Source organism: Streptomyces pactum (assembly GCF_002005225.1).
Lineage (GTDB): Bacteria > Actinomycetota > Actinomycetes > Streptomycetales > Streptomycetaceae > Streptomyces > Streptomyces pactum_A.
Window position 1 is genome coordinate 2,658,138 of record NZ_CP019724.1, and the last position, 22,989, is coordinate 2,681,126.

Below are 22,989 nucleotides of genomic sequence, written 5' to 3' on the forward strand. Positions count from 1 at the left end.
ATGCGTGACCTTCCCGCAAGTCTGTCGTTGATCGGATGACAGCATTCGCACCATGGCCGGGACGGAGGGCCTGTGAGTCGGAAGCCGCTACTCGCCGAGGGCAAGGCGCCCCGTACTGCGTGCGCCCATGTTCTTTTGCGTGCCGGAACCGTTGAGAAGACTGGGGAAGCACTCGGAGCGGCAGCACTGGCAAAGCGGGTGGGCTGGGCTGCGGCTCTGGTCTCCGGCATGGCCGCCAACCTCCTGGCCGCGCACTGGAACGCCACCGACGTGAACGCGCTGGCCTCAGGTGTGGACGGCGAGGGCCGGGCCATGCCGTCGAAGGCGTGGATGGCGTTGCGGCGTTTGGGCTGGACCGTCGCCCCGGCTGAGGGCCTCCGTGTCAGCGACCGGATCGTGCGCATGGCGCAGGAACAGGCTGGGCGCACACTGCGGGCAGTGAAATGGCGGGCCGACCTGACCACCGGAGTCCTTCAGACGTGGCCCGCCGAACCTGGCAGGCGCACCCCACCGGAGTGGGATGCCGTCCGAGAGGCTGTCCCCGGCGGCCGGCACCTGCCCTCCAGTGTCATCACCGCCCGCACCCGGCAGATCGCCGCCTTCATCCACAGGCAAGGCCTGCTGCCTGCCGATGTCTTTGAACTGGAGGCCACACCTCAGAGTGCGCGGATGCTGCTGCTGTCCGCGTGCGACAGGCAGCAGGCCACGATCGCGCGCGGGGATGACCCGGGGCAGGCACTGCTGCGACTGCAGTTGCCGACCCGCCCAGACCCGCGCTGCTACCGAGACTGGACCTGGGTAGCGTGCCCGTTGACACTGCCGCCGACAACTCCGCCCGACGCCCTGCTGCACCTGCCTACCCTCCATGTCCGGCATGGCGCGTTGAGGGCGGATCTGGCGTACACCCACGCGGTGCCAAAGGCCCAGCGCACCGGGCACACGGTCGCACTTGGTGTGGACTGGGGGCTCAATACGCTGCTCAGCGCGGGCACGGTACGCGTGAACGACAGCGGACAGATCACCGCGCTTGGATCCGGAGGGTCCTTTCGCGCCGCCGGTGTCCTGGCCAAGCAGCACCGCCTGCGCCGTGAAAGCGAGCGCCTGCACGCCAAATTCGATCACTATCAGCGACTCATCGCCCACCGTGTTGAGCACCCACTGGCGGGCAAGCTCGAGGCGCTGGGCAGGGAGATGCGGCACGTTTCCCGTCGCCGCTCGAACCTCAACGACGCGCTTGCCTGGTCCGCCGCCCGATGGGCGGTCGACCAGGCCATCGCCGCTGGCGCGACGGTGATTTACATCGAAGACCTCCGCTCGATGGAGGCACGGGGCATGGGCCGCACCCTGAACACCCGCCTGTCACAACAGGTACGTGGTCAGATCGTGGACCGCATGCGGCACCTGGCCGTCGAGGTGGGCATGGCCGTCGTCGCGGTGCCTGCCCGGGGCACCTCTCGGTACTGCCCCCGCTGTCTCGTCCCACTGCGGCACCGCAAGGCTCCTGACCGACCCACGGCACCCGGTTGGAAATGGGCCCTGTGCCCAAACGCGGATTGTGGCTGGCAGGGCGACCGCGACACCGGGGCCTGGCAGCGCATCGCCGCACGTGGTCTGACCCATCAGGTCAAAACCGTGACCGACCGCACCACCGGTGAGATGGTCATCCACAACGTGGTCGATCCGCTCGAAGCCGCAGCCGTGGTCGCCCCCGCCACCACACAGACCCACCGCGGGGACCGGACAAAGATCGGACCCACCCGTCACAGGACAACACGCCCCGCGCCCAGGCGACGCAGGGCACCCTCCCCCACCAGACCCACCGGTCAGGTGGGCCAGCGTCCGGAGGGACACGCTCACACGGGCTGGAGGTGGCTGCCCCGCGCAGCCCACCGGCACCAGGGCGTGACGACGATCAGCACCCCCGGCACCGGCCAACACCGGCCGCGAGGAGCAGCACTGGGCGCGGGCTTCCACCTGCACGCCCATGCATCTCCCCCACAGTGGGCTCGACCTACGTCAGACACTTCGTCTCGTAGGATCGCTCAGCTGATCAGAAACGTTGGAGTTGGATAGCACACCTAGGCCGCCAAGCCTGCGGGCTTGGCTGTGCGCTCCAGTGCATTGAAGATGACCTTCTCTTCGCCACCAGCGCGCTGGTATTCGGCGCCTCCGCCTCCCTCGGGGCGGCCGAAGCAGCAGCGGCAGACCAGTGGACCTTCAAGAAGAGCGGCGTGAGCTCGGACGGGGACTTCACCATCGCGGCCTACAACAACGGCACCTACGCGGGCCTCATGGAGTGGAACGCCGACCCCGTCGGAAACACCCCGGGAGACGCCTTCCGGGTCCTGGACCGGCTCTCCGACGGTTGGGGCATGGAAGCCCACATGACCAGTCCGGTAACCGGGCGCACCGCCACCACGCGTGGTCATACTGCTGTTTACTACAGCCCGTATGGCACCGGGAACCTGACCGAGGGCACCACGGTCTATATCCAGCTCTGTGCGATCAAGGGCACCACCGAACGGTGCAGCATCGCCTACTCCGGACACGCGTGACACCAGGGCGGCAGCCATCACGGCTGCCGCCCTGCGTACGTCGAATAGTGCGCGTGCGTTACGCCAACAGCCTCGCCAGCGCCGCGTCGATCCGGGCCAGCGCCTTCTCCTTGCCCAGGACCTCCAGGGACTCGAAGAGGGGCAGGCCGACGGTGCGGCCGGTGACGGCGACGCGGACGGGTGCCTGGGCCTTGCCGAGCTTGAGGCCGTGCGCCTCGCCGGCGGCCAGGACGGCCTCCTTGAGGGACTCGGGGGACGTCCAGTCGGCCGCGTCCAGCTTCTCGCGGGCGGTGCGGAGCAGGGCGTCGGAGCCCTCCTTCATCGCCTTGTTCCACGACGCCTCGTCGAAGACCGGCTCCGGCAGGAACAGGAAGTCGACGTTGTCCGTGATCTCGGAGAGGACCTTCAGGCGGGTCTGCGCGTGCGGCGCGATCGCCTGCCACTGGGACTCGTCGAAGTCCTCGGGCGCCCAGGGGGCGACGGGGGCCTTCAGCCACGGGCGGCAGCGCTCGGTGAAGTCCTTCACGTCGAGCAGGCGGATGTGGTCGGCGTTGATCGCCTCGCACTTCTTGAGGTCGAAGCGGGCCGGGTTCGGGTTGACGTCGGCGACGTCGAAGGCCGCGACCATCTCCTCGATCGAGAAGATGTCCTGGTCGGCGGAGATCGACCAGCCGAGCAGGGAGAGGTAGTTGAGCAGGCCCTCGGGGAGGAAGCCGCGCTCGCGGTAGAGGTTCAGGCTCGACTGCGGGTCACGCTTGGAGAGCTTCTTGTTGCCCTCGCCCATGACGTACGGCAGGTGACCGAAGGCGGGGGTCTCCTTGGCGATGCCCAGCTCGGTCAGCGCCTTGTACAGGGCGATCTGGCGCGGGGTGGAGGAGAGCAGGTCCTCGCCGCGCAGGACGTGGGTGATCTCCATCAGGGCGTCGTCGACCGGGTTGACGAGGGTGTAGAGGGGGGCGCCGTTCGCGCGGACGATGCCGTAGTCCGGGACGTTCTCGGCCAGGTAGGTGATCTCGCCGCGGACCAGGTCCGTGAAGGTGATCGTTTCGTCGGGCATCCGGAAGCGGACGATGGGCTCACGGCCCTGCGCCTCGTACTCCGCGACCCGCGCGTCGCTCAGGTCGCGGCAGTGGCCGTCGTAACCGGAGGGCTTGCCGGCGGCGCGGGCGGCCTCGCGGCGGGTGTCCAGCTCCTCCTGGGAGCAGTAGCAGCGGTAGGCGTGGCCGGCGTCGAGGAGCTTGGCGGCGACGTCCTTGTAGATGTCCATGCGCTGCGACTGGCGGTACGGCGCGTGCGGGCCGCCGACCTCGGGGCCCTCGTCCCAGTCGAAGCCCAGCCAGCGCATCGAGTCCAGGAGCTGGTGGTACGACTCCTCGGAGTCACGGGCCGCGTCGGTGTCCTCGATGCGGAAGACCAGCGTGCCCTGGTGGTGCCGGGCGAACGCCCAGTTGAACAGGGCGGTGCGGACCAGGCCCACGTGGGGGTTACCGGTGGGCGAGGGGCAGAAACGGACGCGTACGGGGGAGCCGGGTGCGCTAGCCACGCTTGACAACCTTGTTGGTGAGAGTGCCGATGCCTTCGATGGTGACGGCGACCTCGTCGCCGACGTTGAGGGGGCCGACGCCGGCCGGGGTGCCCGTGAGAATCACGTCACCGGGAAGCAGCGTCATCGCCTCGGAGATGTTGACGATCAGATCCTCGATGGAGTGGATCATCTCGCTGGTGCGGCCGAGCTGGCGCTGACCGCCGTTGACCGTGAGCTGGATGGTCAGGTCGGCCGGGTCGAGGTCGGTCTCCACCCAGGGGCCCAGCGGGCAGGAGGAGTCGAAGCCCTTGGCCCTGGCCCACTGCTTCTCGCGGCGCTGCACGTCGCGGGCGGTGACGTCGTTGGCGCAGGTGTAGCCGAAGATCACGTCCTTGACGCGTTCGCGCGGGACCTCGCGGCACATGCGGCCGATGACGACGGCGAGCTCGGCCTCGTGGTGCAGCTCCTCGGAGAAGGAGGGGTACTGGATGGCGTCGCCGGGGCCGACGACCGAGGTGGACGGCTTGAAGAAGGCGAACGGGGCGTCGGGGACCTCGTTGCCGAGTTCGCGGGCGTGCTCGGCGTAGTTGCGGCCGAAGGCGACGACCTTGTTGGGGAGGACGGGCGGCAGGAGCCGCACCTTGCTCAGGGGCACCTTGGTGCCGGAGAGCTCGAAGTCCGCGAACGGGATGCCCTTGATGATGTCGAGGACGAGCTGGTCCGGCTGGTCGCCCTCGACCGCGCCGAAGGCGACGTTCCCGTCGATGGAGAACCTGGCGATGCGCACGGGTTGCTTGGCCCCTTGCTGAGCTGGCTGGAGTCTGACGCTCCAGGCTAACGCGGCAAGGCCTGTCCGGCGGATCAGGCCGGAGGATGGCGGCGGTCCCCCTGGCAGCGGCGGGCGGGGCGTGCCGCTCGCGGCCACGAGCGGCGACGGACGCCGCCGTCGGCCGCTGCCGACGGCGGATCCCACCGGGCGGGCGCCCCGCGCGTCACGTGCCGTGGCCCCCGGGGACGGCGCTTCGCGGGCGCGGGCGCCCGTGTCCCCGTACGGCCGCCCTGAACGTCCGGCGGCCGGGCGACGTACTACTACGTACTACTGTGCGGCGGAGGCCGCGGCGGGGATCTCCATCAGCACCGTGCGCCGGGGATTGGCGGTCTGGGCGGGGAGCTCGACGGCGTGCTCCGGCTGCTCCGGCGTCCGCAGGTCGTCGGCGCCGTCGAGGTGCGCCAGCGTCGTGCGTCGCGGGTTGGCGATCTTGTGGAACATCATCGTCGTCTTCACGGTTGTACGAGACCCTGTCGTGTCCGGGCGCCGGAGGTCCGCAAGAACCCCTGCGAGGGCGCGGGTTGTCGGTTTTGCCTTCTCTGTAAAGCGTCAGGCTAAACATGCGATTCCCCGCCAACCCGAGCGGGCCCCCTGATCCACGTGTGAGTTTGCTCACTTATCAAGGGGCAAACCGGTCAATTCAGGCTGACGCACCACTGCGACGAAAGCGACATTGCCCCTCTGAACCCACCATTCCGCTCCTGATCATGTCGACTGGGACACCTTCCATCCGCTGACGACTCGCGGGCATACGTCCGTTTTGCGGGTGATCACTTTCTACGACCGGTGACCCGCCCCTCACGTGGTGTCACCTATGTCACGGGGTGGCCCACGGGCCTTGTTGGAGATCCTGCACTGTGCTGGAATTCCACGGACCGCTGCGGGATCGAGCCGGCGCACAGGGGGCGCACACCAGCGCCGAACGGCGGCGAGATGGGGGAACCAGCGCCGGTCACTCACGACCACCACGGGGGCGTATTCAGGGCGCCCCTATGACGCCGACACCGTGCCCAGCCGCTCACGCGGACGGGCGCCTGGTCCAGAGGTTGCGACGCTAGTGCAGGGACGTTTCAAGAGGGATGGCAGCGCTTCGGCGGAGCCGGAGCCGCACGGCGGGACTGGCCCCAAGGCCGTCAGCTCCTCGCCCCAGCACGCCCAGAACCCGGGCCAGGGCCAGCCCGGCGAGAACGGAGACCACCCCGGTCAGCAGGGGACCCCGTCCTCCGCCGGCCAGAAGCCGCCCGCCAAGCCGGCCAAGGGCTCGACCGGCCCCGGCCCGCGAATAGCCCTGCGCAACTGGCGGATCTCCACCCGTCTGGTGTCGCTGCTCGCGCTCCCGGTGGTCGCGGCCACCTCGCTGGGCGCGCTGCGCATCGACCAGTCGATGGACGACATCCAGCAGCTCGACAACATGAAGCTGCTGACCGAGATGACCAAGCAGGCCACCGAACTGGCCGCCGCGCTCCAGGAGGAGCGCGACCAGTCCGCCGGCCCCCTGGCCCACGGCTCGACGTCCGGCGCGATCGCCGTCAAGGGCGACCGGGAGAAGACCGACCGGGCCCTGAAGAACTTCCTCGACAGCTCCGAGGAGATCGACGCCGCCAGCAAGGACGGCAACCTCGTCGGCGTCCGTGACAGCCTCGTCGGCCTCGCGAGCGATCTGAACGACCTGAACCGGATCCGCAGCAACGCGTACAAGGCCGAGGACAACTCGACCCAGACGGTCGAGTCCTACCACCGCCTGATCACTCACCTGCTCGACCTCTCCCAGGACATGGCGGAGGCCACCAGCAACCCGGAGATGATCCAGCGCACCCGCGCCCTGTCCGCGTTCTCCTCGGCCAAGGAGTACGCGTCCATCCAGCGCGCGGTTCTCGCGGCGGCGCTCCCCGCGGGCAACACGGGCAAGAGCGACCTCTCCGAGAACGACCGCCTGTACGCGCAGTCGGCCCTGCAGAGCCAGAGCTCCGAACTGCGCAGCTTCACCAGCATCTACGGGGACGGTGCCGAGGACCTCCTCAAGCCGATCTCCGAGGGCAACCCGACCATCGAGGCCTCCGACAAGTACGCCGGCCGCGCCCTCGACAGCAAGAACGGTCTGTCCGACCTGAGCAAGCGCTCCTACCAGGACTGGCTCGACGACAGCTCCACCAAGATCCAGCAGATGAAGAACATCGAGCTCACCCTGCTGGAGGACATGGAGCAGAAGGCCCGCGAGCTGCGCAGCGAGTCGGAGCGCGAGGCGATCGTCTCCGGTGTGCTGATCCTGCTCGTGCTCGGTGTCTCCCTGGTCGGCGCCTTCGTCGTGGCCCGGTCCATGATCCGCTCGCTGCGCCGCCTGGAGGACACCGCGACCAGGGTCGCCCAGGACCGTCTGCCCGAGCTGGTCAAGCAGCTCTCCGAGACCGACCCGCAGGACGTCGACACCTCGGTGGAGTCGGTCGGCGTGCACTCCCGGGACGAGATCGGCCGAGTGGCCTCGGCCTTCGACGACGTGCACCGCGAGGCGGTCCGCCTCGCCGCCGAGCAGGCCCTGCTGCGGGGCAACGTCAACGCGATGTTCACCAACCTCTCGCGCCGCTCCCAGGGCCTGATCCAGCGCCAGTTGTCGCTGATCTCCGAACTGGAGTCCCGCGAGGCCGACCCGGACCAGCTCTCCTCGCTCTTCAAGCTCGACCACCTCGCGACCCGCATGCGCCGTAACGGTGAGAACCTCCTCGTCCTCGCCGGTGAGGAGCCCGGCCGCCGCTGGACCCGTCCGGTCCCGCTGGTCGACGTGCTCCGCGCCGCCGCCTCCGAGGTGGAGCAGTACGAGCGCATCGAGCTGGCCTCCGTGCCGACCACCGAGGTCGCCGGCCGCGTGGTCAACGACCTCGTGCACCTGCTCGCCGAGCTGCTGGAGAACGCCACCTCGTTCTCCTCCCCGCAGACCAAGGTCAAGGTCACCGGTCACGCGCTGCCCGACGGGCGGGTGCTGATCGAGATCCACGACACCGGCATCGGCCTCTCGCCGGAGGACCTGGCCGCGATCAACGAGCGGCTGGCCTCGCCGCCCACCGTGGACGTGTCCGTCTCCCGCCGCATGGGCCTGTTCGTGGTCGGCCGCCTCTCGCAGCGACACGGCATCCGCATCCAACTGCGTCCGTCCGACTCCGGTGGTACGACCGCGCTGGTCATGCTGCCCGTCGACGTCGCCCAGGGCGGCCGCAAGCCGCAGCCCAAGCCGGGTCAGCCCGCCACGGGCAACGGCGGTCCGGCCGCCGCGCAGGCCGCGGCCGGTGTCGCGGCGGCCCGGCGCGGCGGCGGCCAGGGCGGCGGGGCCCTCGGTGGCGGCGGTGCTTTCGGCGGCGGTGGCGGTGCCCTCGGCGCCGGTGCGCCGGGCGGCGGCCGGCTCGCCGCCGGTCAGGGACCGCGGGCCGCACTGCCCGGACGTGACGCGGCCGGTCGCCCGGGAGCGCCGGGCAGCGCTCGCGGGCCCCAGTCCCCGGCGGGACCGAACGGACCCAACCAGCAGAGCCGCCCGGCTCCGGCCGGTTCGGGCGCAGGTGCCGGTCAGGCGCCCGGTACTCCGCAGGGGCTGCAGGCCGCGGGCATGAACGCGCCGCAGGGCAACGCGCCGCAGGGCCAGGACGCCTTCGGCGGCGGACGCGGTCCGTCCGCGCCCCCGCAGCGCGGCAAGCGCCGCGGCAACGGGAACGGCGACGCCGAGCAGGGCCGTCGGCCGCAGTTGCCGCCGCGCGGCGGTCCGCGGGCCGAGCTGCCCGGCGGCAACCCGCAGCCCCGCACGCCCAGTTGGAGCGACGAGAACGCGCAGCCGCCCGTGCCGCGCGCCTCCCTGGACGCCCCGCGCGGCCACGAGGAGCCGGACAGCTCCCGCACGGACCGCACACCGCGTTTCGACGATCGGCAGGGTCCGGGCTCGACCGCCGAGATGCCGGCGATCCCCGGTCCCGGTGCGTCCCAGGGCCCCGGCGCCACGGCCGAGTTCGCCCGTCCGGACTTCGACGTCCCGGCGCCTCGCCGGGACGACCCGCAGAACACGGGCCAGTCGTCCCAGTCCGGCCAGAACCAGTACGGCCACAACCAGCCCGGCCAGGACCAGTACGGCCAGAACCAGTACGGCCAGGACCAGTTCGGCCAGAACCAGTACGGCCAAGATCAGTTCGGCCAGGACCAGTACGGCCAGGGTGGTGAAAACGCCCCGCAGAACGACCAGTTCGGGCGTCCCGAGCCGGCCGCCCCGCAGCAGAACGGCGGGTCCTTCGTCCGCTCGGACGTCTTCGGCGGGCAGCCCGGTCAGGCGGGTCCGAACGACCCGGCCTCGACCGGCCGGTTCCCCGGCGCCCAGGGCTACGACAACGGCTCGACCGGTCAGCACCGTCTGCCGGACCGCCAGAACCCGGCCCCCACCGGCCAGTTCGAGCGCCCGCAGGCCAACGGCACGCACGGCGGGAACGACTTCGGCGCCCCTCGGCCGTCGGCCCCGCGGCAGCGTCCGGCCCACCAGGAGCCGGCAGGCGGTAACGGCGACTCCAACCCGGCCGCCGCACAGCGGCCGGGTGACGGATGGGCCCTGCCCCCGGCCACCGGTCCCGGTGACGGCCGTACGCCGCTGTTCGACACGCTGGAGACCAACTGGTTCCACGGTGACCGCGAGGCGAGGGCGCAGCACAACGCGCCGGCCGCGGCCCCGGAGCCGCAGGCCTCCCAGCCCCAGACCCCGGCGGCCCCCCAGCGGCCCGCCACCTCAGCCTGGCGCAGCTCGCCGAACGACGACCTCGTCCGGCAGGCCGAGCGCGTCCGCCAGCCGGCGGCCGGCGGCATCACCACCTCCGGTCTGCCGCGCCGGGTGCCCAGGGCCAACCTCGTCCCGGGCACGGCTCAGCAGCAGTCACAACAGAGCGGTCCGCAGGTATCGCGCGCGCCCGACGAAGTGCGCGGCCGGCTGACCAATCTCCGTCGGGGAATCGCACAGGGCCGCCAGGCCGGTACCAACCAGACCGGCAGCCACCCGCGGCCCACTCACCAGCAGGAGCGTTAGTTGAGCCCGATGAGCCAGGCGGCACAGAACCTCAACTGGTTGATCACGAATTTCGTGGACAACACCCCAGGGGTGTCCCACACCGTCGTCGTGTCCGCCGACGGACTCCTTCTGGCGATGTCGGAAGGCTTCCCGCGCGACCGCGCCGACCAGCTCGCGGCCGTCGCCTCGGGGCTGACCTCGCTGACCGCCGGGGCGTCCCGGATCTTCGAGGGCGGCAGCGTGGCACAGACGGTCGTGGAGATGGAACGTGGGTTCCTCTTCCTCATGTCCGTCTCGGACGGCTCGTCACTGGCCGTCCTCGCCCACCCGGAGTGCGACATCGGCCTCGTCGGCTACGAGATGGCACTCCTGGTGGACCGCGCGGGGGCGGTACTCACGCCCGACCTGCGCGCCGAACTGCAAGGAAGTCTGCTCCACTGAACGGCCCCGGCACCACCCGTGTTACCAAATCACCGTCCGGCCGCCACAATCCCCCCACCGGCCTCGTCAGACGGCACGACTGACCAACCTGCTGTCCCGCCCCGGAGGATTCATGACCCCGCCCACCGCCTCTCATGATCCGTACGCGGAGCCGTACGAGGACGAGGGCGACCAGCCGCTGGTACGTCCGTACGCGATGACCGGCGGCCGGACGAGGCCGCGCTACCAGCTCGCCATCGAGGCACTGATCAGCACGACGGCCGACCCGGCAGCGCTCATGGGGCTGCTCCCCGAGCACCAGCGCATCTGCCACCTGTGCCGCGAGGTGAAGTCGGTGGCCGAGGTGTCGGCCCTGCTGGCGATGCCGCTGGGCGTGGCCCGGATCCTCGTCGCGGACCTCGCGGAGGCCGGACTGGTCGCCATTCACCAGCCTGGCGGCGACGAGAACAACGGCGGTGCGCCGGACGTGACACTGCTCGAAAGGGTGCTCAGTGGACTTCGAAAGCTCTGACGGAGGACGGGCGACCACCTCCGCGAAGATCGTGGTGGCCGGTGGCTTCGGCGTCGGCAAGACCACGTTCGTGGGCGCCGTCTCCGAGATCAACCCCCTGCGCACCGAGGCCGTGATGACCTCGGCCAGCGCCGGGATCGACGACCTCACACACGCCGGGGACAAGACGACCACCACGGTCGCCATGGACTTCGGCCGCATCACGCTCGACCAGGACCTGATCCTGTACCTGTTCGGCACGCCGGGCCAGGACCGTTTCTGGTTCATGTGGGACGACCTGGTGCGCGGTGCCATCGGCGCCGTGGTGCTGGTGGACACGCGTCGGCTGGCCGACTGCTTCCCCGCGGTGGACTACTTCGAGAACTCGGGCCTGCCGTTCGTCGTCGCGCTCAACGGCTTCGACGGGCAGCAGCCGTACAACCCGGACGAGGTGCGCGAGGCGCTGCAGATCGGGCCGGACACCCCGATCATCACGACCGACGCCCGGCACCGCGCCGACGCGAAGAGTGCGCTGATCACGCTGGTGGAGCACGCGCTGATGGCACGGCTGCGGTAGTCCGCGGACGGTCGCGGCCAAGCCGGCGGGTCCCCGCGGAACTTGCCGTAGGCCCAGTGGAGCCGGCTGTGTCCTTTGACACGGTCGGCTCCGCCGTTCATAACGTTTCGGCAGAGGAATCGGGTGGTATCGACACGCGACGCGGTCAACTGGTCTCGCTGCGCGCATGAAAGCCCCGTCTTTTGACGGGCCTCGCTCTGTATGACCGTTTTATCTAGGGTTTACATCACGTGGGATCCCCTAGTCCCACTGTTTGGAAGAGCGCAGGCCGCCGTGCTGGAATGCCAGAACTGCCCAATGGTCAAAGACGTACTCAGCAGTAGTACGTACTCGATGACGGACTGGGCTCTGAGACACAGCGGCACGACGTAGGTGCCGACCGCCGAGAGGTTGTTGGTCGAGTGAGGCGAAGCAAGAACAGTCCCGAGCCATCGGCCCGGGGCAACTTCACCCCGCCGCCGCGCACAGCGGCGCCCGCCCCCGTGCCCCCTTCGGAACCCAAGGCCGAGCCCGCCCCGAGCGGTGGCCGTCTCTCCCCGCGCAACTGGCGGGTGACCACCCGGCTGAACGCGATCCTGCTCATACCCGTGCTGGTCGGCCTCGTCATGGGCGGCTTCCAGGTGAAGAGCTCAATCGACACCTGGCAGGACGCCGAGGACGCCGAGAGCACCGCGCGCCTGGTACGCGCCTCCCTCGGCTACGCCAGCGCCCTCTACACCGAGCGCGACATCACGGCCGCCCCGCTGCTGCAGGGCAAGGGCGAGAAGGACGCCACCGTCGCCAAGGCCCGCCAGGCGACCGACGAGGCGGCCGACGCGTTCGACGAGGCGGCCCAGGACATGCCGGGCAAGGCCGGCCTGGAGCGCCGGCTGAAGGTGTTCCGCGAGCAGGAGCCCAAGCTCCAGACGCTGCGCGTGGCCGCGTACACCTCCAAGCTCAAGGGCGTGGAGACCGAGGAGGGCTACACCGGGATCGCCCACCCCCTGATGGAGTTCGCCAACGAGCTCGGTCTCGGCACCGGCAACATCACCTCCTACGGACGTACCGTCTACGCGATCTCGCTGACCAAGGCGGCGCTCTCCCTCGAGCGTTCCATCGGCATGCACATGCTGGTCAAGCCGGGGCCCGAGCCCAGCCACCTCGCCAGCCAGCGCGTCGCGCTCTCCTCGTACGCCTACCTCGAGCGCATCGCCATCGAGGAGTACATCGGCGGCGGTACCGAGGCGGACGCCCAGAAGCTCGAGGACGCCGAGGCGCAGGTCAAGAAGGACGGGGCGGCCATGGCCAAGGAGGCCAAGGCCAACGACCCGGACTACGTGCCGCCGCCGGCCAACCCGACCACGATGATCTCGGAGCTGGCCCGGCTCGACTCCACGGACCCCAGCGCGCGGGCCGACCTGGCCGAGCAGGGCATCACGCCGGAAAACTGGTGGGCGGTCAACACCCTGAAGTTCGACGCCTACCAGAAGATCGAGTCGGACCTGGCCGACCGGGCGGTGTCCGAGGCGTCCACGATCGCCGACGACGCCGAGCGGGACGCCTACATCACGGGTGCCGCGGTCGTCATCGCCCTGCTCGCCGCGTTCATCCTGGCCGGCATGGTGGCCCGCCAGATGAGCCGCTCCATGCGCCAGCTACGCAACGCCGCCTTCGGCATCGCCGAGCAGCGCCTGCCGATGCTGGTCGACCAGCTCTCCCGCACCGACCCGGGCCGGGTCGACACCCGGGTCCAGCCGATCCCGATCACCTCGACCGACGAGATCGGCGAAGTCGCCCGCGCCTTCGACCAGGTGCACCGCGAGGCCGTCCGGCTCGCCGCCGAGCAGGCCCTGCTGCGGGGCAACATCAACGCGATCTTCACCAACCTCTCGCGCCGCAACCAGTCGCTGATCGAGGGCCAGCTAAGCCTGATCACCGACCTGGAGAACAACGAGGCCGATCCCGACCAGCTCGAGAACCTCTTCCGGCTGGACCACCTCGCCACCCGTATGCGCCGCAACGGCGAGAACCTCCTGGTCCTCGCCGGCGAGGAGCCCGGCCGCCGCTGGGACCAGCCGGTCCCGCTGGTCGACGTGCTGCGCGCCGCCTCCTCCGAGGTGGAGCAGTACGAGCGCATCGAGCTCTCCGGTGTGCCGGAGGCCGAGATCCACGGCCGCGCCGTGACCGACCTCGTGCACCTGCTCGCCGAGTTGCTGGAGAACGCGACGACGTTCTCCTCCCCGCAGACCAAGGTCCGCGTCACCGCGACCCGGCTGCCCGACGGCCGCGTGATGGTCGAGATCCACGACAAGGGCATCGGCCTGACCGCCGAGGACTTCGCGGACATCAACCACAAGCTGGCCAACCCGCCGACCGTGGACGCCGCGATCTCGCAGCGCATGGGCCTGTTCGTGGTCGGCCGGCTGTCCGACCGGCACGGCATCCGGGTCCAACTGCGCCCCTCCGGCGAGCAGGCGGGCACCACCTCGCTGGTCATGCTCCCGGACGCCATCACCCACGGTGGCGGCGGTGAGCAGCAGCCGCGCGACGAGTTCACGGTCTCGCAGATCATCCCGGAGCAGAACTTCCAGGGCGGCGAGAGCTTCGGTCAGGTCGGTCAGCCCATGCGGACCGCCGCCGAGCTGGGCTTCGACGACAGCCGGTACGCCGAGGTCCCCGACGACATACGCGAGCTCGACCCGGTCGGCCGCTCGCTGATGCGCGAAGAGCGCCGCGCGGCCCTGGAGGGCCAGTCGCAGCCCGAGCTGCCCGGTGCGGCGGACCACGGCGGCCGCGACGAGGCCGAGGTGCCCGGGTACCAGGACCAGTTCACCGGACAGCAGCCGGGGTACGACCAGGGCCGGGGCGGCTACCAGGAGCAGCCGGCCGGAGGGTACGACCAGCAGGCGTCGTACGCCGAACAGCAGCAGCCGGCGTACCAGGAACCGCAGCAGGCGTCGTACCAGGAACCGCAGCAGGCGTCGTACGACGAGCAGTACTACGCGCCGAACGGCGGCCTGCCGCAGGGCGAGGGCTACCCCGCGGGCGGCGGTTACCCGGACCCCTCCTACGCGGAGCCGGGCCGAAACGGGCACCAGCAGGCGGGCGCCGGCGCCCGGGAGGCGTACTCGTCCTTCGAACAGCGGCGCTACCAGGACGACTGGCCCCAGCAGGACGGCTACCGGAACGGCTACCCGGACCAGTACCCCGCGGGTGCTCCGGAGGCGGAATCCGCGCAGGCCGCTGACGTGAACGAGGCGGACCGCGTAGGCTTCGACCGTCCGGGTCCGGCCTCCTCCGCCGCCCACGAGATGACCGACGCCGGTCTTCCCCGCCGCGGACCCACCGCGGGCGATGCGGGGCGCGTGGACCAGGAGGCGCCGGACGCCGCACCGGGGGCGGGCGGCACGGACACCTGGCGGTCGGCCAACGACGACCGCTGGCAGCAGGCCTCGGCGCTGCGCAAGCCCAAGGCGGGCGGGGTGACCTCCTCGGGCCTCCCGCGACGGGTCCCCAAGGCCAACCTCGTCGAGGGCGCCGCCGAAACCACTCCCCAGGGAGGCCCGCAGGTCTCCCGCGCCCCGGAGGACGTCCGGGGCAGGCTGAGCAACCTGCGGCGCGGCGTCGAGCGAGGCCGCAGCGCAGGCAGTGAAACGAACGGCCAGGACACAAGGAATGAACACCGTGGTCCTGACAGCACCTACAACCAGGAGCGTTAGTGTGAGCCCGATGAGCCAGGCGGCGCAGAACCTGAACTGGTTGATCACCAACTTCGTGGAAAACACCCCGGGGGTGTCCCACACGGTGGTGGTCTCCGCCGACGGACTCCTTCTGGCGATGTCCGAAGGGTTCCCGCGCGACCGTGCCGATCAGCTCGCGGCCGTCGCCTCCGGCCTGACCTCGCTGACCGCCGGTGCCTCGCGCATCTTCGAGGGCGGCAGCGTGAACCAGACGGTTGTGGAGATGGAGCGGGGATTCCTGTTCATCATGTCCATTTCCGACGGCTCCTCCCTCGCGGTTCTCGCACACCCGGAGGCGGACATCGGTCTCATTGGGTACGAGATGGCCCTTCTGGTGGACCGTGCGGGCACGGTCCTGACGCCCGATCTGCGGGCTGAGCTCCAAGGGAGCCTTCTCAACTAAAGGACAGACGGTGCGTTTTGGCGTCCCGTGGCCGTAAAGTTTCGGGACGCGGCTCCACAGTGATGGATGCCCGGCACAGTCGGAGGAGGAAAAAGTGGCTACACCCCCAGGCGGTCCGTCTTCGGGCAACTGGTCGTACGGCCCTGGCCAGGGCTCAAGCGACGGCTCGGCGAACGGATACGGCTACCCCTCCGTGCCGAGCCACCGGCAGCCGTACGCGCCGCAGGGCCCCGGCCCCGCGCCGTACGACCAGCCGCAGGCTCCGCGTATCCAGCCCGTGCAGCCGCAGCGCCGCACCCCTGAGCCGGCGCCCGCGGGGGCGTCGAACAACCCCCTGGTGCGCCCGTACGCCATGACGGGCGGCCGCACCAGGCCGCGGTACCAGCTCGCCATCGAGGCACTGGTGCACACCACCGCGCAGCCGCATCAGATGCAGGGCCAGTTGCCCGAGCATCAGCGGATCTGCAACCTCTGCCGGGAGATCAAGTCGGTGGCCGAGATCTCGGCCCTCCTGACGATCCCTCTCGGCGTGGCCAGGATCCTCGTCGCCGACTTGGCGGAGGCGGGCCTGGTCGCCATCCATCAGCCCGGCGGCGACGAGAACGCCGGCGGCCAGCCAGACGTGACACTGCTCGAAAGGGTGCTCAGTGGACTTCGCAAGCTCTAGCGGAGGGCCTTCCCGCTCCACCACTTCCGCGAAGATCGTGGTGGCGGGCGGATTCGGCGTGGGCAAGACCACGTTCGTCGGCGCCGTCTCGGAGATCAACCCGCTGCGCACCGAGGCCGTGATGACGTCCGCGTCCGCGGGCATCGACGACCTCACCCACACCGGGGACAAGACGACCACGACGGTCGCCATGGACTTCGGACGCATCACGCTCGACCAGGATCTGATCCTGTACCTCTTCGGTACGCCCGGCCAGGACCGTTTCTGGTTCATGTGGGACGACCTGGTGCGCGGCGCCATCGGCGCGATCGTCCTGGTCGACACGAGGCGCCTCGCCGACTGCTTCCCGGCCGTCGACTACTTCGAGAACAGCGGTCTGCCGTTCGTGATCGCGCTGAACGGCTTCGACGGACAGCAGCCGTACAACCCGGACGAGGTCCGGGAGGCGCTGCAGATCGGGCCGGACACCCCGATCATCACGACCGACGCCCGGCACCGCGCCGACGCGAAGAGTGCGCTGATCACGCTCGTGGAGCACGCGCTGATGGCGCGGTTGCGCTAGCGGCTCCGCGCGATCGGACAACGCCCCCGCGGCCACTGGGCTGCCGGGGGCTGTTGTGTGCCGGGGTCCGAGCAGTCCGTGGCTGGTCGCGCCCACGCGGCGCAGCCGCGTGTCGGCACAGCCCCGCGCCCCTGGGTACGCTGCCCGGCCCCCCGTCATGCGAAGAGGCCCCTTCCTTTCGGAGGGGGCCTCTTCGGGTTGCTCGGGTCAGCGCCAGCTATGGGGGGCGCGGAAGCCCGGCTCGCGTTCCAGGCGGCGCCAGCCCGCGCGGACGGGGCCGCCGCCGTGGGCCGGGGCGGTCTCGGCGGGGTGGGCGGCGGCGCGGGCCAGGAGGAGGGCCGTGATGGCGGCGACTTCCTCGGGCTCGGCGTGGCCCTTCTCGACGCGGATGTCGGCAGTGGGCATGGACGTGGCTCCTCGGGTCACTGCGGCGGGTTGCCGTGCTTGCGGGAGGGCAGGTCGGCGTGCTTGGTCCGGAGCATCGCCAGGGACCGGATGAGCACTTCGCGGGTCTCGGCGGGGTCGATGACGTCGTCGACCAGACCGCGCTCGGCCGCGTAGTAGGGGTGCATCAGCTCGGCCTTGTACTCCTTGACCATGCGGGCCCGCATGGCTTCGGGGTCCTCGGCGTCGGCGATCTGACGGCGGAAGATGACGTTGGCCGCGCCCTCGGCGCCCATCACGGCGATCTCGTTGGTGGGCCAGGCGTAGGTGAGGTCGGCGCCGATGGACTGGCTGTCCATGACGATGTAAGCACCTCCGTACGCCTTGCGCAGGATGAGCGAGATCCGGGGCACGGTCGCGTTGCAGTAGGCGTAGAGCAGCTTGGCGCCGTGGCGGATGATTCCGCCGTGCTCCTGGTCCACGCCCGGCAGGAAGCCGGGTACGTCCAGGAGGGTGATGATCGGGATGTTGAAGGCGTCGCACATCTGGACGAAGCGCGCGGCCTTCTCGCTGGCCTCGATGTCCAGGACGCCGGCCAGGGCCTGCGGCTGGTTGGCGACGATGCCGACGACCTGGCCGTCCAGGCGGGCCAGGGCGCAGATGATGTTGCGCGCCCAGCGCTCGTGGACCTCCAGGTACTCGCCGTCGTCGACGAGTTCCTCGATGACCTTGGCCATGTCGTACGGGCGGTTGCCGTCCGCCGGGACCAGGTCGAGGAGGGTGTCGCCGCGGCGTTCCGCGGGGTCGGTGGACTCGGTGCGGGGCGGGTTCTCGCGGTTGTTCTGCGGGAGGAGGGAGAGGAGGTAGCGGACCTCGGCGAGGCAGGTCTCCTCGTCGTCGTAGGCGAAGTGGCAGACGCCGCTGGTCTCGGCGTGCACGTCGGCGCCGCCGAGGCCGTTCTGGGTGATCTCCTCGCCGGTGACGGCCTTGACCACGTCCGGGCCGGTGATGAACATCTGCGAGGTGTCGCGGACCATGAAGACGAAGTCCGTGAGGGCGGGGCTGTAGGCGGCGCCGCCCGCGCAGGGGCCGAGCATCACGCTGATCTGCGGGATGACTCCGGACGCCTTGGTGTTGCGCTGGAAGATGCCGCCGTATCCGGCCAGCGCGGAGACACCCTCCTGGATCCGGGCGCCGGCGCCGTCGTTGAGGGAGACCAGCGGGGCACCGGCCGCGATGGCCATGTCCATGATCTTGTGGATCTTCGTGGCGTGGGCCTCGCCCAGCGCGCCGCCGAAGATCCGGAAGTCGTGCGCGTAGACGAAGACCGTGCGGCCCTCGACCGTGCCCCAGCCGGTGATGACGCCGTCGGTGTACGGCTTCTTGGCCTCCAGGCCGAAGCCGGTGGCGCGGTGCCGGCGCAGTTGTTCGACCTCACGGAAGGATCCGGGGTCCAGGAGCAGCTCGATGCGCTCCCGTGCCGTCAGCTTGCCCTTGGCGTGCTGCGCCGCCGTCGCCTTCTCGCTCGGCCCGGCCAGCGCCTGCGCACGGATCTCGTGCAGTTCGGCCACTCGCCCGCGCGCGTCCGTCGGCTCACCCGGCGCCTCATCCAAAACGGTCATGTAGCGACTCTACGAAGCCGACCAAGGATTGCCAGCCGTCGACTCCGTACAGTCTCCGGCGCGTTTTCCTGGTAGCACTGAACAGAACCCCCACGGCATGCAGCCGTTTCGACTGTTCAGAGGGCCTCTTCCTTGTAGGGGTCACACAAAGTCGTCAGCTGAGAGTCACCTCACATTCATGGGTGGTACATACCACCCCTGGAGTGACGCGGAGGTGCAGTCGGCGGCCCGTCGCGAGGATGCCGACCGTCTCGTCGGCCCGTACCGCCGCGCGCACCGGGTGGTCCCAGACGATCTCCAGGGGCCGGCCCGTGCGCGGCGGCTCGCTCACACTCAGGGTAGCGATACGGCCCCGGCGGCGGACCAGCACGCTCGCGCCCGCCGTCGCGGTGAGCCGGCCCGCCGTGCCGGCCTGCCAGAAGTTCGCGGCCGTGAGGCCGAGCGGGGGGACCACGACCGCCTGGACGTGGTCGTCGTTGGCGAGCACCGTGAGCCGTCGGCGGTCGGCGGCGCGGCGTGCGACGTCCCCGCGGGTGGCGCCCGGCATGAGGACGTACGCGTAGTCCGCGTCGGCCGGGTCCGTGCCGTGGTCCAGCCAGAGGGTCTGCCAGCGGCGGGTGCGGCGCTCGGTGGTGCTGCCGGTGTTGATGTCGGACCAGGCGCCCGTGCGGTCCTCGCGCAGGGTCCGCAGCTCGCCCTCGGGCACGAGCCAGCCGCCGTGGCCGGCCAGGTGCGCCCAGCCGCGGCCGCGGACGAGGGCCTGGGTGCCGCCCTCCCCCAGGTTGCGGTTGTCGACGACCGTCTCGACCGGGACGCCGTCCGCGCAGCGGATGCCGGCGCCCAGGCAGACCACCTCGTCGTCGAGGAAGAACCAGGACTTGCGGGCTTCGAGGGTCGAGCCGAGCCCCTTGAGGTGCTGTCCGACGGCCGCGTACTCGCCGTCGGTCGTGCCGCCGGCCCAGCGCGCGTCGGGCTTGGGCCCGCCCCACTCGCCGCCCGCCCTGTCGGCCAGGCGCTTGGTGGAGACGGTGGTGCCCGGCAGGCGGTACCAGTCGACGGTCGGCCAGAACCAGTCCGTGTACTGGTCGGAGACGGCCCCGTTCGCCCACCAGGTGAGCATGCCCGCGCCGGTGTGCCAGCCGCGCGGGTTCTCGCCGTTGCCGCACTCGTAGTGGGCGATGCGGTCACTGGCCATGGCGAGATGCGCGGTGAAGGCGGGTCGGCGGTGGACGGCGCGGTCCATGGCCGCGAAGAGCCGGTGCCCGGTGGGCTCGGGCGCGGCCTCGACGGGAGCGGCGGCGATCTCGTGCAGCCGGGCCAGGTCGGCGACCGGGAACTGGGGCGCCGTCAGCACGGGGGCGACGGTGTCCCGTTCGATCCAGCCCTTGATCCTCGCGTACCAGCGCCCGCGCTCGGCGTCGCTCGCGCCGCCCGCGAGGACCGCCATGGCCGCGATGAGCTGCTGGCCGTGGAAGTGGTCGCTGCGCATGACGTGCAGGTCGTCGCTCTTGAGGTAACCCCGGCTGATGGCCCGGCCGTTGACGCCGTCCATGACGAGTCCGTCGTGGACGAGGGGCGCGTAGGCGTGCTCGACGCTGTCGAGGACGATCTGCCTGCCGGGGTCCGTCACCTCCCACTCCGAGCCGGCGAGCAGGGTGAAGAGCCGGCCCAGGCCGTCCAGCATGACCTGGCCGTAGGTTCCCGAGTAGGCGACCCAGGTGTGCTGGACGAACGAGCCGTCGGCGTAGAGGCCGTCACCCTCGGTGACGTACGGGAAGACCGGCGAGAGGGCGTCGCGGGCGAGGGCGATCTTGGCGGGGGCCCGGCCCAGGATGCCGCGCAGGGTGACGGAGCGGCACAGGTCGACGCGGTTGGCGCCGGTGGAGGTGCCGGAGTAGTCGCGGAGCATCGCGTCGGGGATGAAGTGGTCGACGGCCGCGCAGGCGGCGGTGACGCGGTCGGTGCCGAGGTGGTCGTACAGGGCGGCCGTGATGTCCATCAGGAGGCGGGGGCTGCCGATCTGCCACTCCCACCAGTTGCCGTAACGGGTGGTGCCCGGGTGGTAGACGGCGGCCGAGAGGTGGTCGAGGCCGCGCAGGATGTCGGCGAGCAGGGCGGCGCCACCGGTCGAGCCGCTGCCCTGCTGGACGTACGCCTGGGTCATGGTCCACAGGCGGCCGTAGGCGAAGGTGATGCCGGCGGGCGGGTCGAAGGGGTGGCCGGGCCACAGGGAGGTGGCGGTGGGGGCCATGGTGGCGCGGTGGGCGCGGGCGCGTTCGCCGGTCTCCGCGAGGCGGGAGGCGTACGGCTCCGCGGCCGGGTCGTAGCCGTCGCCGAGGGCGATGCCGAGCCAGCGCCTGCGGAGGGTGTCGTAGGGGTCGGCCGCGGCGGGGACGCCGAGGGCCGGGCCACCGAAGGCCGGGGTGAGCGCGGCGGTGACGGCGGTCGCGAGCAGGAAGGCCCGGCGGGTGGGTTCGCCGCCGGTACGGCGAACGTACGGCCACTTTGAGGTCATGCTCATGACCCTTCCCCGATCCGGAGTCCGCCAGGCGGCCGTACGGGTGCTGCGGGGGCGGGTCCGCCGGGATACGAAGGAAGGCCTGACCGCCGTTCCGGTTCGCTTCCGTTCCGGTGCGTTCCGATCCGCGACGAGGTGACCATGCGCCTGCTGCTCGTCCATCCCAGTGCCCTGATGTACTCCGAGATCTTCCTGCGCCTGGAGCCCCTGGGGCTCGAACGGGTGGCGGGCGCGGCCCGCGAGGCGGGGCACGAGGTGCGGGTCGTGGACCGTCAGGTGCTCAGCGAGCGGGTGCTGCGCGACGAGGTGCGGTCGTTCCGGCCCGAGGCACTCGGCGTCTCGCTGAACTACCTGGCGAACATCCCGGAGGCGATCGACCTGGCGGCGAAGGTGAAGCGGGAGGTACCGGGCTGCTTCGTCTTCTTCGGCGGGCACAGCGTCTCCTTCGTCGCCCAGGACGTGCTGGAGCAGGCGGCCGGGGCGGTGGACGCCGTGGTCCGGGGTGAGGGCGAACCGGTGATCGCGCCGCTGCTGGAGGCGGTGCGCGACGGCGGGGTGGACGGCGTACCCGGGATCATCACCGCCGCCGGGCGGGGGCCCGCGCCGCTGATGATGCACGGCATCGACTCCCCGCTCCCGGCCCGCGACCTGATGCGCAACCGGCGCCGCTACTTCATCGGCGAGCTGGACCCGTGCGCCTCCATCGAGTTCACCCGCGGCTGCCCCTGGGACTGTTCGTTCTGCTCGGCGTGGACCTTCTACGGCCGCAGCTACCGCAAGGCGTCCCCCGAGGCGGCGGCCGAGGACCTGGCGCGCGTCCGCGAGCCCAACGTGTTCATCGTGGACGACGTGGCCTTCATCCGGCCGGAGCACGGCAACGCCATCGCCGACGAGGTGGAGCGGCGCGGCATCCGCAAGCAGTACTACCTGGAGACGCGCAGCGACGTGCTGCTGCGCCATCCCGAGGTCTTCGAGCGGTGGGCGCGGCTCGGCCTGCGCTACATGTTCCTGGGCATGGAGGCCATCGACGCCGAGGGCCTGGACCTGTTCCGCAAGCGGATCAGCCCGGACGAGAACTTCCGGGCGCTCGAGGCGGCCCGGCGCATGGGTATCCAGGTCGCCATCAACCTCATCGTGGACCCGGCCTGGGACGAGGAGCGTTTCCGGGTGGTGCGGGAGTTCGCGCTGTCGGTGCCGGAGATCGTCCACTTCACCGTGATGACGCCGTATCCGGGGACGGAGATCTGGCACACGGAATCGCGTCGCCTCACCACCCGCGACTACCGCCTCTTCGACATCCAGCACGCCGTGGTGCCGACGACGCTGCCGCTGGACCGCTTCTACGAGGAACTGGTCCGCACCCAGGCCGTGATCAACCGCAAGCACCTGGGTCTGCGGACGGCGTTCGGCGCGGCCCGGATCCTCGGCCGGAACCTGCTGCGCGGGCAGACGAACTTCGCCCGCATGCTGTGGAAGTTCAACCAGGTCTACAACCCGCGCCGGCAGTTCGCGGACCACGGTATGCCCGTGCGGTACGAGCTTCCGCTGCCGAAGCCCGTCGACGTCGGCGACCGGCGGCAGCTCTACGTCCACACGCGGCAGGCACCGCAAGCGTCACCGCCGCGCCCGTCATAACCGTTGAAGCCCGTACGGAATAGGTCTAGAGTCGTGACC

The 22,989-nt window shown here is 70.7% G+C and carries 17 protein-coding genes; 11 read left to right on the forward strand and 6 right to left on the reverse strand.

The window, feature by feature from the left end:
• Positions 1–228: 228 nt before the first annotated feature.
• A complete protein-coding gene (locus B1H29_RS10850) occupies positions 229–2,073 on the forward strand; it encodes a zinc ribbon domain-containing protein (protein WP_234393197.1) in 1,845 nt (614 codons plus the stop codon).
• 158 nt (positions 2,074–2,231) lie between these two features.
• On the forward strand, positions 2,232–2,555 hold the full coding sequence (locus B1H29_RS10855) for a hypothetical protein (protein WP_055421785.1): 324 nt from the start codon (positions 2,232–2,234) through the stop codon (positions 2,553–2,555).
• A gap of 58 nt (positions 2,556–2,613) precedes the next feature.
• Here the strand turns inward: B1H29_RS10855 and gltX are convergent, their stop codons facing one another.
• The 3 genes from gltX to B1H29_RS10870 all read right to left on the reverse strand — a co-directional run bounded on the left by gltX (position 2,614) and on the right by B1H29_RS10870 (position 5,365).
• Positions 2,614–4,098: a glutamate--tRNA ligase gene (gene gltX, locus B1H29_RS10860; protein ID WP_079160148.1), complete on the reverse strand. Its 1,485-nt coding sequence runs from the start codon at positions 4,096–4,098 to the stop codon at positions 2,614–2,616.
• Positions 4,091–4,867, reverse strand: a complete 777-nt coding sequence (locus B1H29_RS10865; RefSeq protein WP_055421787.1) for a fumarylacetoacetate hydrolase family protein — start codon at positions 4,865–4,867, stop codon at positions 4,091–4,093. Before B1H29_RS10865 ends, gltX begins: the two co-directional genes overlap by 8 nt.
• A 309-nt stretch (positions 4,868–5,176) precedes the next feature.
• Positions 5,177–5,365, reverse strand: a complete 189-nt coding sequence (locus tag B1H29_RS10870; protein WP_167392525.1) for a hypothetical protein — start codon at positions 5,363–5,365, stop codon at positions 5,177–5,179.
• Between the two features lie 601 nt (positions 5,366–5,966).
• Between B1H29_RS10870 and B1H29_RS10875 the strand changes: the two genes are divergently transcribed.
• The 8 genes from B1H29_RS10875 to B1H29_RS10910 all read left to right on the forward strand — a co-directional run bounded on the left by B1H29_RS10875 (position 5,967) and on the right by B1H29_RS10910 (position 16,791).
• Positions 5,967–9,950 (forward strand): sensor histidine kinase, encoded by a 3,984-nt coding sequence (locus B1H29_RS10875; protein ID WP_055421788.1) that lies wholly within the window; start codon positions 5,967–5,969, stop codon positions 9,948–9,950.
• Between the two features lie 9 nt (positions 9,951–9,959).
• Positions 9,960–10,373 carry a roadblock/LC7 domain-containing protein gene (locus tag B1H29_RS10880; RefSeq protein ID WP_003993189.1) on the forward strand — a complete coding sequence of 138 codons (414 nt, stop codon included), beginning with the start codon at positions 9,960–9,962 and terminating at the stop codon, positions 10,371–10,373.
• Between the two features lie 112 nt (positions 10,374–10,485).
• Entirely contained in the window at positions 10,486–10,884 is a 399-nt protein-coding gene (locus B1H29_RS10885; protein ID WP_003973454.1) for a DUF742 domain-containing protein, read from the forward strand.
• Positions 10,865–11,440, forward strand: a complete 576-nt coding sequence (locus B1H29_RS10890) for a GTP-binding protein (RefSeq protein ID WP_055421789.1) — start codon at positions 10,865–10,867, stop codon at positions 11,438–11,440. The genes B1H29_RS10885 and B1H29_RS10890 overlap by 20 nt, the downstream gene beginning before the upstream one ends.
• Before the next feature lie 401 nt (positions 11,441–11,841).
• Complete coding sequence (locus tag B1H29_RS10895) at positions 11,842–15,138, forward strand: sensor histidine kinase (protein WP_055421790.1); 3,297 nt, start codon at positions 11,842–11,844, stop codon at positions 15,136–15,138.
• 10 nt (positions 15,139–15,148) lie between these two features.
• The gene (locus B1H29_RS10900) at positions 15,149–15,562 is read left to right on the forward strand and encodes a roadblock/LC7 domain-containing protein (protein WP_055421938.1); all 414 of its coding nucleotides are present in this window, start codon (positions 15,149–15,151) and stop codon (positions 15,560–15,562) included.
• A gap of 94 nt (positions 15,563–15,656) precedes the next feature.
• Positions 15,657–16,229: a DUF742 domain-containing protein gene (locus tag B1H29_RS10905; RefSeq protein WP_055421791.1), complete on the forward strand. Its 573-nt coding sequence runs from the start codon at positions 15,657–15,659 to the stop codon at positions 16,227–16,229.
• Positions 16,210–16,791, forward strand: a complete 582-nt coding sequence (locus tag B1H29_RS10910; RefSeq protein ID WP_009314218.1) for a GTP-binding protein — start codon at positions 16,210–16,212, stop codon at positions 16,789–16,791. The genes B1H29_RS10905 and B1H29_RS10910 overlap by 20 nt, the downstream gene beginning before the upstream one ends.
• 207 nt (positions 16,792–16,998) lie before the next feature.
• Here B1H29_RS10910 and B1H29_RS10915 read toward each other — a convergent pair whose 3' ends face one another.
• The 3 genes from B1H29_RS10915 to B1H29_RS10925 form a co-directional block, all read right to left on the reverse strand.
• A complete protein-coding gene (locus B1H29_RS10915; protein ID WP_055421792.1) occupies positions 16,999–17,196 on the reverse strand; it encodes an acyl-CoA carboxylase epsilon subunit in 198 nt (65 codons plus the stop codon).
• Between the two features lie 17 nt (positions 17,197–17,213).
• Positions 17,214–18,797: an acyl-CoA carboxylase subunit beta gene (locus B1H29_RS10920; protein ID WP_055421793.1), complete on the reverse strand. Its 1,584-nt coding sequence runs from the start codon at positions 18,795–18,797 to the stop codon at positions 17,214–17,216.
• 154 nt (positions 18,798–18,951) lie between these two features.
• Positions 18,952–21,312 carry a polysaccharide lyase 8 family protein gene (locus tag B1H29_RS10925; protein ID WP_055421939.1) on the reverse strand — a complete coding sequence of 787 codons (2,361 nt, stop codon included), beginning with the start codon at positions 21,310–21,312 and terminating at the stop codon, positions 18,952–18,954.
• 144 nt (positions 21,313–21,456) lie between these two features.
• Here B1H29_RS10925 and hpnR point away from each other — a divergent pair, with 144 nt between their 5' ends.
• Positions 21,457–22,950, forward strand: a complete 1,494-nt coding sequence (gene hpnR, locus B1H29_RS10930) for a hopanoid C-3 methylase HpnR (RefSeq protein ID WP_055421794.1) — start codon at positions 21,457–21,459, stop codon at positions 22,948–22,950.
• Positions 22,951–22,989: the final 39 nt, after the last annotated feature.

Excerpts from the sequence above, each read along its gene's own strand:
- B1H29_RS10850 (WP_234393197.1), top strand. The coding sequence starts at position 229 with ATGGCCGCCAACCTCCTGGCCGCGCACTGGAACGCCACCGACGTGAAC.
- B1H29_RS10880 (WP_003993189.1), top strand. The coding sequence starts at position 9,960 with ATGAGCCAGGCGGCACAGAACCTCAACTGGTTGATCACGAATTTCGTG.
- B1H29_RS10885 (WP_003973454.1), top strand. The coding sequence starts at position 10,486 with ATGACCCCGCCCACCGCCTCTCATGATCCGTACGCGGAGCCGTACGAG.
- B1H29_RS10900 (WP_055421938.1), top strand. The coding sequence starts at position 15,149 with ATGAGCCAGGCGGCGCAGAACCTGAACTGGTTGATCACCAACTTCGTG.
- B1H29_RS10915 (WP_055421792.1), bottom strand. The coding sequence starts at position 17,196 with ATGCCCACTGCCGACATCCGCGTCGAGAAGGGCCACGCCGAGCCCGAG.
- B1H29_RS10920 (WP_055421793.1), bottom strand. The coding sequence starts at position 18,797 with ATGACCGTTTTGGATGAGGCGCCGGGTGAGCCGACGGACGCGCGCGGG.
- B1H29_RS10925 (WP_055421939.1), bottom strand. The coding sequence starts at position 21,312 with ATGACCTCAAAGTGGCCGTACGTTCGCCGTACCGGCGGCGAACCCACC.
- hpnR (WP_055421794.1), top strand. The coding sequence starts at position 21,457 with ATGCGCCTGCTGCTCGTCCATCCCAGTGCCCTGATGTACTCCGAGATC.